This window comes from Streptomyces sp. NPDC059816 (assembly GCF_042732055.1).
GTDB lineage: Bacteria > Actinomycetota > Actinomycetes > Streptomycetales > Streptomycetaceae > Streptomyces.
The window spans coordinates 331578-343793 of the sequence record NZ_JBHWIQ010000005.1 but is presented as its reverse complement, the minus strand read 5'-3'; the positions used below and the strand labels follow the sequence as shown (position 1 = coordinate 343793).

The window sequence follows — 12216 nt, the reverse complement described above, 5'->3', positions numbered from 1 at the left end:
GCGTGTGACGCCGCGCCCCCCTCCCGCGTTCCCGACCGACGGTCAGGGGCAGGCCCCGCTGCTCGGGCGGGACCCCCAGGACGACTCGATGCGGTACGTGCCGGCCTCGGGGGCGACGAGGCGGGTGTACTCGCCGTGCTGCTCCAGACAGGCGCCCTCGACCCGCAGCCACGGCGAGTGGGCGATCCGCACCGTGGAGGACCCGGCGCTGCCCATCCGGACGGTGACGTCCGTGCTGCTGGAGTCCAGGACGGTGCCCGGCGCGGAGGCCAGCGGCACGGCGTCCCGCACCCGGTAGACGCGCCAGTGCGCGTCCCGCCACACCGGTTCCAGCCACTGGGGCTCCGAGCGGACCAGCGCGGCCTCGGCCTGCGCGGGGCCGTCCGGCTTCCCGTCGTGCAGCACCACGAACCCGACGGCCCACCGGTCGAGCCAGTCGCGGTAGGTGGCCTCGGAGAACGAGCCGTCGTAGAAGAGCCGGCCGCGCTCGACGTCGAGCTGCCGGTTCCAGCCCCGGGCGAGGTTCATGTGCGGGGCGAAGGCGCTGGCCTCGCGGTGGTTGCGGGCGGGCACGACCTCGATCCGCGTCCGGTCCGCGCCGAGCCGTTCCAGCTCGGCGATGACGTCCTCGGTGTTCTTCGCCCAGGCCGGCACCTTGGTGGACACGATCAGGTCGTCCACGGTCTTGTGGGTCAGCCACACCGAGGACAGCACCAGCGCCACCGCGAGCACCGCCCGGCGCAGCCGGTCCGCCTCGGGCACCAGCAGCGCGGCGAGCAGCACCGCGGGCGCCGCCAGCAGGGCCAGGCGCTCCACGTTGGTGCCGATCGGCGAGGAGATGAGATGGCTGAGGACGACGCCCACGGCGTAGATGAGGGCGCCCAGTCGGACGACGCGCCAGCTCTTGGGCGCGGCGACGGCCACCGCCAGCGCGAACCCGGCGGGCTCCAGGATGCGGCCCGCGGACATCGGCTGTTCGCCCTTGAACGGGAAGAGCAGGGTGGTCAGGCCGACGACCGCCGCCGGGGGCAGCAACAGGACCAGGGCCGGGCCCCAGCGCCGCACCAGGAACCACGCACCGCCGGCGACGACGAGGAACAGCCCGGACACCGGACTGGCCATGGTGGACAGCAGCGCCAGCACCGCGGCCCGGACCAGCGCGGGGCGGGGGCCGGTGAGGACGACCAGGGCGGCGAACCCGAAGGCGAGGCCGAGCGCGAAGGTGGTGCGACCGGAGGCGACGTCACACCACAGGGCGATCGACAACAGGACCGCGGGGCCCAGGGGGCGACGGACTCCGGTCCGCTCGACGAGCAGGGCAGCGAACCAGGTGGACACGATGCCGGAGGCGACGGTCACCGCCGGCACGCCGACGGCCGCCATGAGGTAAGGGGACAGCAGGCTGTAGTTCGGCACGTGCATGCCGCCGTACCAGAAGAGGTTGTACGGCGAGCCCGGGTTCTCGGTGGCGAACCGGGTCCACGCCACCTGCGCGGCGAGGTCACCGGCGCCGGTCGCGAGGAACGCCCACCACAGCGCGTACAGCGGCAGCGTGGGGACCGTGACGAGCAGCGGTACCCGGTAGCGGCAGGCGAAGGCCACCAGGCGGTGCGGTGCGGCGCCCGTGGCCCCGGGTCCGGTGCCCTCCTGCCCCGGGGCCGGGCGGGCCGCGGGGACTCCGGGAGGTGCCAGCGTCTGTGACCGGAGGGCTCCGGCACGCGCCTGCTGTGACGGGAGCTCCGGCGCCGAGTCCGTACGGGGCGTAGTGAGGGCTGGCGGCTCGGGAACCACGATGACCGTTTCTGCTGGAGCCCGGAGGGCGGCGGACAGACGAGTACGTCAGCCTAGACGCGCCGCGCCGGGGAAACGTTCACTGCCCCTGGATTCCGGCCCGCCGGTGGGGCCCGGCCCGGGGTGCGGCATCCAGCGGACCCACGGCTGCGGTGCGCCCGCCCCTCGACGGACGCGGTGTCCGCACCGCTGACCGGGGCGGCCGGAGCCGGGGGCCGGGCCGACCGGCGGCGCGCCCCGTTCCGGACGGCGCCCGCCCGACCGGTCCACCAGGGGCGACGGCCCCCGGGCTCCACGAGGTGACGGGAGTCACCTCCCCGCTCCCCGGGGAGGGCCCGTCACCCGGCTGGCGCGATCGCGCCGGGTGCGGCGGAGCCGGGTCCCCAGCGGGCGGGCGGCTGGTCGAATCGTCCTCTTCGACTCTGTCCCTCTGGGGGGAGACATGCAGATTCCACGTACCAGAGCGCGGATCTTCGTGACCGCGCTGGCGACCGTCGCGGGCCTGACGGCCGGTCTGACCACCCCGGTGTCGGCGCCGCCCGGCGCCGAACCGACCCACCGCTCGGCGAAGGGGCCGAAAGCGTCAGACGCCGGGCCACTGCGGACCGTCCCGCTCCTCACCGGGGACCGGGCCGTGGTGGACGAGAAGGGCGCGCTCGTCTCGGTGGAGCGGGGCGAGGGCCGTGAGCGCATCGCCTTCGAGAGCCACGAACGGGACGGCCACACGTACGTCATCCCGGCCGATGCGCGTCGGCTGATCGACAGCGGCAGTCTCGACCGGCGACTGTTCGACATCACGGAACGCGCGAAGGCGGCCTACCGCAGCGCGCACGGCACCGGGCTGAAGGTGATCGTCCGGTACGGGGACGGGGCCCGCTCCCGGGACGCCGCCCGCTCACAGGTGCGGGCCGCCGACGGCACCCGGCTCGCCCGGAGCCTGGCCACCCTGGGGGCCGACGCCCTGACCGTCTCCCGGGACGGCGCTGCGGACCTGTGGAACGCCCTCACCGACCCCCGGGGCTCCGGTGGCCGGGCCGCCGCTCCGGGCATCGACCGGGTCTGGCTGGACGCGGTCACCAAGGCGAGCCTGGACAAGAGCGTCCCCCGGGTCGGGGCACCCGCCGCCTGGCAGTCCGGGTACGACGGCACCGGGGTGAAGATCGCCGTGCTGGACACCGGAGTGGACGCCACCCACCCGGACCTCGCGGGGCGGGTCGTCGCGGAGCACAACCTCACGGACACGCCCGACACCAAGGACCGCCACGGCCACGGCACCCATGTGGCCTCGACGGCGGCGGGCAGCGGAGCCCGGTCCGGCGGCACCCACAAGGGGGTGGCCCCCGGGGCGTCGGTGCTCAACGGGAAGGTGCTGGACGACGGCGGGAGCGGCCTGCTGTCCTGGGTGGCCGCCGGCATGGACTGGGCCGCGGCGCAGGGCGCGGACATCGTGAACCTGAGCCTGAGCGCCGACGACACCCCCGAACTGGACGTGATGGAAGTCCAGGTCAACACACTGGCGCGGACCAAGGGCGTGCTGTTCGCCGTCGCGGCCGGGAACGCGGGCCGCGGTTGGCTGGGTTCGCCGGCCACCGCCGAGGAGGCACTGGCGGTGGGTGCGGTCGACGCCGCCGACAAGGTCGCGGACTTCTCCGGCAGTGGCCCCGGCGTCGGCACCGAGCTCGTCAAGCCGGAACTCACCGCGCCGGGCGTCGACATCAAGGCCGCGGCCAGTTCCCTGACGAACGGCGGGGCGGACCCGAGCGGGTACACCGCCATGAGCGGCACGTCCATGGCGGCGCCGCACGTCGCGGGCGCGGCGGCCCTACTGAAGCAGCGTCACCGGAACTGGACCCAGCGGGAGTTGAAGGGCGCCCTGATCGCCTCCGCGAAGGACACCGGCGATCCGACCCTCGTCCAGGGCACGGGTCGGCTCCAGGTCGACCGGGCGCTGACGCAGACCGTTTTCACCGACCCGGTCTCCCTGGGCTTCGGAACGGCACAGTGGCCGCACCACGACGACGTCCCGCGCACCAAGGAGATCACGTATCGCAACACCGGGTCCCGGGACGTCGTCCTGGACCTGAGCGTGACGGGCGAAGACCAGCAAGGGCGGCCCGCTCCGCAGGGCTTCTTCGCGCTCGGGTCGCCCCGGGTCACGGTGCCGGCGGGCGGTAGCGTCTCGGTCGGGCTGGCCGCGGACACCCGGCTCGGCGGCGACGTCGACGGGCACTACACCGCGGAGGTCGTCGCCACCGGCGGCGGGCAGAGCGTGCGCAGCGTCGCCACGGTGCACCGGGAGGTCGAGTCGTACGACCTGACGATCGAGACCCTCGGACGCGACGGCCTGCCGACCCGGGAGCACGCCACCACCCTCAACGCGCTCAGCGGCCCCGCCAAGGGGCAGCAGTACCGGCCGCACGACCCGTCGGGCACCGTCCGGCTCCGGGTCCCGGCCGCTGACTACAGTCTCGTGAATCCGGTGTACGTGGCCCTGAACGACGTGTCGAAGGGGATGGACCTGATCGTCCAGCCGAGGCTGCGGCTCACCGGGGACACCAAGGTCACCGTCGATGCCCGCACCGCCCGGCCGGTGGACATCACCGTCCCCGACGCCGGGGCCGCGCCGGTGAACGCCAGCCCGTCCTTGCGGGTGGACTCCGGGCAGGTCGTGCGGAACTTCGTGTGGGCGCTGCCCTCCTACCGCGTCCTGCGCACCGCGCACCTGGGCGAGCAGGTGCCCGACGGGTGGTTGTCCCAGCAGTGGGGCGGGCAGTGGGTGACCGGGCGCGGCGAGGAGTACAACACCGTGCACCGCACCCCGGTGAACGCCTACGCCACCGGTTACGCCAAGCAGTACCGGCCCTCGGAGCTGGCGACGCTGCGGGCCAAGCTCGGCGCGTCGGTCGCCGGCAAGCAGGGCGCCCTGTTCCTGTGGCCCCTCGTGCAGGGGGGCACCAAGACCCCGACCGTCCGCGTCCCACAACCGGTGCCCGGCGTGCGCACGGTGCACGTGTCCGCAACGCCCGCGGTCTCCTGGGACATGGAGTACCGGCAGAACAGCGGCGTCGTGGACGAGTGGGGGCCGGTCCCGGAGGTGTGGCAGAGCCTGCCCGCGGCGGAGACCTACCTCCCCGGGCGGACGTACCGCAAGGCGTTCAACACCGGGGTGCTCGGCCCGCGGCTCGGCGACCACTTCGGGTTGTACCGCGAGGGGAACGAGGTCTACGGCATGGTGCCGCTGTTCTCGGACGCCCGACGGAACCTGGGCCGGTCGGACCTCGCCTCGGTCCGCACGACCCTGCACCGGGGGGACGTGCTCGTCGGGGAGAACGACGACGCGCTGTTCGGCTGGAAGTCGTTCCGGGTGCCCGCGGACGAGGCCGAGTACCGGCTGAGCACCTCGGTGACCCGGGCCGCGACGGTGGCCACGAACGCGTCCCGGGTGGATGCGAGCTGGACCTTCCGTTCGGCCGCCGGGCCGGCCGGTGCGACGCGGCTGCCCGCGTCGGTGGCGTGGTTCGACGCCTCGGTGGCACCCGACGGGACGGTCCCCGCGGGCCGCGTCCAGGTGTTCCCGGTCCGGGTGGAGGGCACGGCAGCGGGCACCGCGGTGCGCTCCCTCACCGTGCAGGCCTCGTACGACGGGGGCGCCAGCTGGGACGAGCAGGACGTGCGGAACGGGAAGGTGAGCGTGCGGAACCCGGCGGCGGGCCGGGACGTCTCGCTGCGGGCCCGGCTCGTCGACCGGGACGGCAACGTCTCGACGGTGACCGTCCACGACGCGTACCGGGGTCGCTGACCCGGGGGTCTGGCGGGAACGGGACCGGGAACGACGGAACGGCGGCACCCTGTCGGGTGTCGCCGTTCCGTTGCCCCGGTGAGGGGTCGTGCAGAGGTCGAGCGGGGGCCGCTCAGTACCAGCTGTTGGCCTTCCAGAAGTCCCAGGCGCCGACGGGGCTGCCGTAGCGGTCCTCCATGTAGTCGATGCCCCACTTGATCTGGGTCTCGGCGTTGGTGCGCCAGTCCGAACCGTGGGTCGACATCTTGGAGCCGGGCAGGGCCTGGACCAGGCCGTAGGCGCCGGAGGAGGAGTTCTGCGCCGTGACGTCCCAGTTGGACTCACGGGTGACGATCTTCTCGAAGGCGGCGTACTGCGTGTCGTTCGCGATCAGCTTCTTCGCGATCGCCTTGGCCGACGTCGCCTGGGCCGCCTTGGCGGTCACCGGGGCTGCCTGCGGTGCGGTGGCGGCCTGGGCCGGGGCCGCGGCGAGCAGCATTCCGGTCGTGGCGGCGGCGACGGCGACACCGGTCAGGGCCTTCTTCGGGGACGCGACACGGCGGAGCAGGGAAGCGGAGGAGGCGAACGAGACGGACACGGTGGACCTTTCGGCCGGGGACAAGGACGGTCACCCGCGTTCCGTCCCCACGGCTGTGCCGGGGTGAGGAATGCGAGGGCGCCGCGGCCCGGGTGGGCTCGTGGCGCCTTGCGACTCGGTCCAGAGAAACAGGTTCGGGAACGTCCCGCAATCACCCCTTTTACTAGTGGGAGTCGCATGTGCTGGACCGACCCCTGGTGTGACGTGGCTCTCAAACCGCAGGTCAGACCCCCTGACGACGCGAACACGTCAAGGCGATCCGGCTACGACCCCGCCTAGTGGAGGGCCGAAGCCCTGTGGCGCGCCTCACCGGTCGCCCCCCGCCCCGCTCACGGACCGCGGTCGGGTCCGTACTCGGTGGGGCCGGTGGATGTGACCGGCGTCGCAGGAACCGGGTCGCGCGCGGGCCCTTCGGTGGACGCGGGCCCGTCCGTGGAGGCGGACCCCTCGGTGAACGCGGGGCGGGCGTCGAACGCGGCCCGCCGGGTCGCGCGCCGCAGCGCCTTCAGGACCGTGCCGCCCAGCGCCAGCGTGAGCACGGCGGTGAGCACCGCCCGTCCGAGGTCCCACCCCAGCGAGGTGGCCAGGCAGTAGGCGAGGAACCGGACGAGGTTCTCCGGGACCGGCTCCCCCGGCTGGAAGGCGACGGACGAGGTCAGCTCCCCCATGAACGGCCAGCCGGCGAGGTTCATCACCGTGCCGTACGCGAACGCCGCGAGGAAGCCGTACCCGGCCAGCAGCAGCCGCTCCCCCGCACCGCGCAGCCGCTCGGACCCGGGCAGCAGTCCGGCGCCCAGGGTGAACCAGCCCATGGCCAGCATCTGGAAGGGCAGCCACGGGCCGACTCCGCCGGTCAGCAGCGCCGAGGCGAACATCGTGACCGAGCCCAGCACGAAGCCGAAGCCGGGCCCGAGCACCCGCCCGCTCAGCACCATCAGGAAGAACATGGGCTCCAGTCCGGCGGTCCCCGCGCCGAGGGGTCGCAGTGCGGCGCCCGTCGCGGCCAGCACGCCGAGCATCGCCACCGCCTTCGCGCCCAGCCCGGACTCGGAGATCGTCGCCGCGACCACCCCGATCAGCAGCACCAGCAGCGCGGCGAAGAGCCAGGGCGCGTCCTGGGCGTGGGCGTTCACCGAGGAGGCGGGAGCCGCCAGGAACGGCCAGCCGAAGCCGGCCACCCCGACCGCGCCGACCAGCAGCAGCGCCGCGGCGGACCGGGGCCCCAACCGCACCGCCCTCGTCGTACCGTCCGGACGGTTCACCGCAGGGCCTCCCGCACCTGGGTCACGGTCAGCCACGGCCCGCTCCCCAGGACCTTGGCGACCTGCGGGGCGAAGGACGGGGAGGCGAGGACCACCTCGGCGGCCGGGCCGTCCGCGACGACCTCGCCCTCCGCGAGGATCAGCACCCGGTGTGCGAGTTCCGCGGCCAGCTCCACGTCATGGGTGGCCAGCACGATGGTGTGGCCGTCGGCGGCGAGCCCCCGCAACACCCCGACCAGCCGGGCCTTGGCCGCGTAGTCGAGGCCCCGGGTGGGTTCGTCGAGGAGCAGCAGCGGCGGTCGCGCGGCCAGGACGACGGCGAGCGCGAGGACGAGCCGCTGCCCTTCGGAGAGGTCACGCGGATGGGTGTCGTCGGTGATCGAGGGCAGCAGCTCGGACACCAGCGCCCGACAGGTGCCGGGCGGGGCCTGGGCGTCCCCGTCGGCGGCGGCGCACTCCGCGGCCACCCTGTCGGCGTACAGCAGGTCGCGGGGTTCCTGGGGAACGAGTCCCACCCGGCGGACCAGGTCACGCGGTCGGGTGCGGTGCGGCGCGGCGCCCCCGACCCGGACGGTGCCCCGGGTCGGCTCCACCAGGCCGACGAGCGCGGACAGCAGGGTGGACTTCCCGGCGCCGTTGCGGCCCATCAGGGCGACGGTCTCCCCCGCCCCGAGGGTGAGGTGGACCCCGCGCAGCGCCTCGACCGGGCCCCGTCGCACGCGCAGTCCCACGACCTCGGCGACCGGCGCGGCGGCCACCGGGGCCGCGGGCGGTGCGGGCGGGGGCGCGTCGGCGAGCCGGTCCCGCAGCGGCGCGGCCCGGCGCCGTGCGTCCCGGACGCTCAGCGGCAGCGGTGACCAGCCGGCGAGCCGCCCGAGGGCGACGACCGGCGGGTGGACGGGCGAGTGGGCCATGACCTCGGCCGGCGGGCCCAGCACCGGACGGGCGTCGGGGGCGGAGCCGGGGCCGGGCAGCAACAGCACCTGGTCGGCGTACTGCACCACGCGTTCGAGTCGGTGTTCGGCCATCAGGACGGTGGTCCCGAGGTCGTGCACCAGCCGCTGGAGGACGGCGAGCACCTCCTCCGCGGCGGCCGGGTCGAGCGCCGAGGTCGGCTCGTCGAGGACCAGGACCCGGGGGTGCGGGGTGAGGACCGAGCCGATGGCCACCCGCTGGCGCTGGCCGCCGGACAGGGTGGCGATCGGCCGGTCCCGCAGTTCGGCGAGGCCCAGCAGGTCGAGGGTCTCCTCGACCCGGCGGCGCATCACGTCCGGGGCGATGCCCAAGGACTCCATGCCGTAGGCGAGTTCGTCCTCGACGGTGTCGGTCACGAAGTGCGCGAGCGGGTCCTGACCGACGGTGCCCACCACATCGGCGAGTTCACGCGGCTTGTGGGTGCGGGTGTCCCGGCCGGCCACGGTGACCCGACCGCGCAGGGTGCCGCCCGTGAAGTGCGGTACGAGTCCGCTGACGGCGCCGAGCAGGGTGGACTTGCCCGCCCCGGACGGTCCGACGAGCAGGACGAGTTCGCCTTCGGGCACCGCGAAGTCGGCGCCCGCGAGCGCGTCCCGCCCGGCGCCGTCGTACCGCACGGACACGTTCTCGAAACGGATCACGAACCCCTCGCCTCCTCCTGTGGCCCCGGTGACCCCGTGGGGCGTGGGCGTTGCGTGCGCTTCGGCGGCGCCGGTGCGACGAAGGCGGGCAGCAGCCCGAGCAGGATCGCCGCGGCCGGCCACAGCGGCAGCTCGGGAGCCGTCAGCGGCACCACCCCCGGCCGCAGCACCTCGGCAGCGGCCCCGCCGAACGTCCCCCAGCCGATCAGCACCGCAGCCGCGCCCACCCCCGACCCGGCGACCAGCCAGGCCCGCGGCCCCCAACCGTCCGGGCGGTAGCGGGTGCGCACCGAGCGACGGCCGCCGAGCCACAGTCCGCCGAGCGCGGTGCACAGCCCGAGGAGCAGCAGCGGCAGGGCGTACCCGGCGCCGTCCGCGCCGAGCAGCCCGTACGTTCCGGCGCACACCCCGAGCAGTCCGCCCAGGGTGAGCGCGGCGGTCAGGCGGCGCACCGGGGCCGGGACGAAGGCGGTGCGCCCGTAGCCGCGCGCGTCCATCGCCGCGGCGAGGGCGACGGACCGTTCCAAGGCGCCCTCCAGGACCGGCAGCGCGACCTGGAGCAGCCCGCGCGGTCCGCGGTCCGGGCGGCCCCGCAGCCGCCGCGCGGCCCGCAGCCTCCGTACGTCGGCGATCAGGTTCGGGGCGAACGTCATCGCGACGACGACGGCGACCCCGGCCTCGTACAGCGCGCCCGGCAGCGACTTCAGCAGCCGGGACGGGTTGGCCAGGGCGTTCGCGGCGCCCACGCAGATGAGGAGGGCGGCGAGCTTCAGCCCGTCGTAGAGGGCGAAGACCAGTCCTTCGAGGGTGACCCGCCCGCCGATCCGCACGCCCTCGGCCCATGCGGGCAGCGGCAGCTCCGGCAGGGTGACCAGGACGTGCGTCCCGGGGATCGGCGATCCGAGCAGCACGGCGAACACCAGCCGGATGCCGAGGACCGCGAGCGCGATCTTCACGAACGCGCCGTACGACCGCGCCCACGGCGCTTCGGTGCGGCGGGCCGCCACGACGTATCCGGCGACCGCGACGAGCAGCCCCAGCAGCAGGGGGTTGGTGGTGCGGGACGCCGCGACCCCGAGGCCCAGGGCCCACACCCACCAGGCACCCGGGTGCAGCGCGCCCGACCGGTCCGCGGCGGGCGCCGCGAGACGGGTCGCCCGCGGCGCGGTGGCCGACCGGGAAGGGGACGGGCGCTCGGACATGCGTCAGCCCCGGCGCCGGGAGCGCCAGACGGCGGCGGCGCCCAGGGCCGCGACGGCGGCGGCGCCCACGTAGACCCCGGCGGACGGCCCGCCGCCCTCGCCGCCTTCGCCCGCTCCGTCCGCGGCGGGGCGCTCGGGTGTCGTCGCCCGGTCGGCGGAGACCTGTTCGCCGCAGCCGGTGCGGGGGTAGCCGTCGATGGCGCAGAGCAGTGCGTTGCTGTCGTAGCGCAGCGGTTTGGCGACGGCGGCCAGGGCCTCGGCGCTGGTCGCGTCGGTGCCGACCCGCGCGCACGCGGTGCGGGCCGCCGGCGGGCTCTCGCCCCCGGGGGCGTCGGCCGGGGTGCCGGGGTCGATGACGAGCGCGACCCGCTTGGTCCCGTCACGCGGGGCGGTCGCGCCGCAGATCCCGGCGAAGTCACGGGGTCCGCGGGGTTTCGCCGCGTCGCCGGAGTTCTCGCTCACCGAGAAGCGGAAGCCCTGGACGTCCCCGTCGGCGGGGCGGGCGAGCGCCGGCCCCTGGGTGGCGTACGTCCAGGAGCCGTCGGTGAGGTCCCAGAAGGACCAGTAGCGGTATCCGGCGGCCTGCGCGGGCGCGGCGGTGAGCAGGGCCACGGCGAGGGCGGTGAGCAGCGCCGTCAGCACGGCCGCCACCCGGCCGGGGGCGGAGGCGGAGGGTGCGGGGGCCGGGGGTGCGGCGGTCACTGTTGCCGCTTCCGGCGGCTGACCAGGAAGCCGATGCCCGCCCCGAGCAGGAGCGCGGGACCGATGATCCACACGGCGGCGGGACCGTCATCGCCGTCCTTCCCCGTGGCCTCGTCACGCGCGGCGCTCGGCTCGGGGCCGGTGGCGTTCAGCCCGGCGACCAGGTCGGTGCCGCCGAAGTCGCGCGGGTCGGCGCCGGTGGCGTGGGCGGCGAGCACCAGTTGGGCCCAGGCCGCGGGGCCGGTCTGCTTGGCCCAGTCGACGGAGTTGCGCTCCAGCCAGGTGACCGCGGGGGCGGCCCGGTCACCGAGTCCGGCGGCGGCGAGGGCGACCACGGCGTCCGCGGTGTTGCCGTGGTCGGGTTGGTCTTCGGCGCCCGGCAGGCTGCTCCCCAGGTGTCCGTCGGCCTTGAGCGCCCCGGCGAGGTGGGCGGCGCCGTCGCGGGCGGCCTCCTCGGCGGTGCGGGGCTTGGCGCAGTCGCGCGGAGCGGCATCGGGTGCGGCGGTCGGGGCGAGGGTGCGGTCCAGGCCGCCGAGCACTCCGGCGGCGGTGGCGTCGTCGTTGGCGACCAGCGCGCCCTTCTTGTCCGGCTGGTAGGCGAAGGCGCCGCCGCCCTCGGCCGCCGTGCAGGGCACGGTCAGGGCGAGGAGCGCGTCGTGCGGGGTGGTGCCCTCCGCGGAGCGGACCTGTGCGGGGCGGGCACCGGTGGCGGTGAGGGCGCCGATGACGAGGCCGGTGGAGTTGGTGTCGCTGGGCGCCCCGGGCAGGTAGCCCCAGCCGCCGTCCGCGTTCTGGACGGACGTCAGCCAGTCCACGGCGTCCCGGGTCGCGTCGTCCTGTCCGCCGAGGGCGGCGAGTGCCTGGACGGCGGCGGCGGTGCTGTTGGTGTCGACCGGGGTCTTGGCGTCGCACGGGGCGTCCGGAGCGGCCCGGTACGCGGCGAAGGCGCCGTTCGCGCACTGCTGGCCGGTGAGCCAGTCGACGGCAGCGGCGGCGGGGACGACCTCCGCGGTGTCCTGGGCGAGCATCGCCAGGGACTGCCGCCAGACGCCGTCGTAGGTGGGGTCGGTGGTGCCGTACAGGCCGGTCGGGAGCTTGGCGGACGGGGACGGCGAGGGGGTTCCCGCGGCCTGGTCGGCGAGGGCGACGGGGGCGGTCACCGTGCCGAGCACCGCGGTGGCGGCGAGGACCGCGGCGATGCGGCGGATGTTCATGGTCGGCGTGTGCCCTTTCGCTGCGGACCGGGCGCACGGGCACGCGTCGCTGG

8 protein-coding genes are annotated in these 12216 nt (G+C 75.4%); 1 reads left to right on the top strand and 7 read right to left on the bottom strand.

Annotated features, from left to right (window positions below):
* Positions 1-42: 42 nt before the first annotated feature.
* A complete protein-coding gene (locus tag ACFV88_RS09945; protein ID WP_385488041.1) occupies positions 43-1605 on the bottom strand; it encodes a hypothetical protein in 1563 nt (520 codons plus the stop codon).
* Positions 1606-2233: 628 nt separating this feature from the next.
* On the opposite strand from ACFV88_RS09945, the gene ACFV88_RS09940 reads away from it, so the two are divergent.
* A complete protein-coding gene (locus tag ACFV88_RS09940; protein WP_385487985.1) occupies positions 2234-5590 on the top strand; it encodes a S8 family serine peptidase in 3357 nt (1118 codons plus the stop codon).
* Positions 5591-5702: 112 nt separating this feature from the next.
* On the opposite strand, the gene ACFV88_RS09935 is transcribed toward ACFV88_RS09940, so the two are convergent.
* The 6 genes from ACFV88_RS09935 to ACFV88_RS09910 form a co-directional block, all read right to left on the bottom strand.
* Complete coding sequence (locus ACFV88_RS09935; protein ID WP_385487982.1) at positions 5703-6167, bottom strand: transglycosylase SLT domain-containing protein; 465 nt, start codon at positions 6165-6167, stop codon at positions 5703-5705.
* A 329-nt stretch (positions 6168-6496) separates the two neighbouring features.
* Positions 6497-7429 carry an ECF transporter S component gene (locus ACFV88_RS09930; protein WP_385487980.1) on the bottom strand — a complete coding sequence of 311 codons (933 nt, stop codon included), beginning with the start codon at positions 7427-7429 and terminating at the stop codon, positions 6497-6499.
* Entirely contained in the window at positions 7426-9045 is a 1620-nt protein-coding gene (locus ACFV88_RS09925; protein ID WP_385487977.1) for an ABC transporter ATP-binding protein, read from the bottom strand. The genes ACFV88_RS09930 and ACFV88_RS09925 overlap by 4 nt, the downstream gene beginning before the upstream one ends.
* Entirely contained in the window at positions 9042-10247 is a 1206-nt protein-coding gene (locus tag ACFV88_RS09920; RefSeq protein WP_385487974.1) for a CbiQ family ECF transporter T component, read from the bottom strand. The genes ACFV88_RS09925 and ACFV88_RS09920 overlap by 4 nt, the downstream gene beginning before the upstream one ends.
* Before the next feature lie 3 nt (positions 10248-10250).
* On the bottom strand, positions 10251-10949 hold the full coding sequence (locus ACFV88_RS09915) for an SCO2322 family protein (protein ID WP_385487971.1): 699 nt from the start codon (positions 10947-10949) through the stop codon (positions 10251-10253).
* Complete coding sequence (locus ACFV88_RS09910; protein WP_385487968.1) at positions 10946-12163, bottom strand: prenyltransferase/squalene oxidase repeat-containing protein; 1218 nt, start codon at positions 12161-12163, stop codon at positions 10946-10948. The genes ACFV88_RS09915 and ACFV88_RS09910 overlap by 4 nt, the downstream gene beginning before the upstream one ends.
* Positions 12164-12216 lie beyond the last annotated feature (53 nt).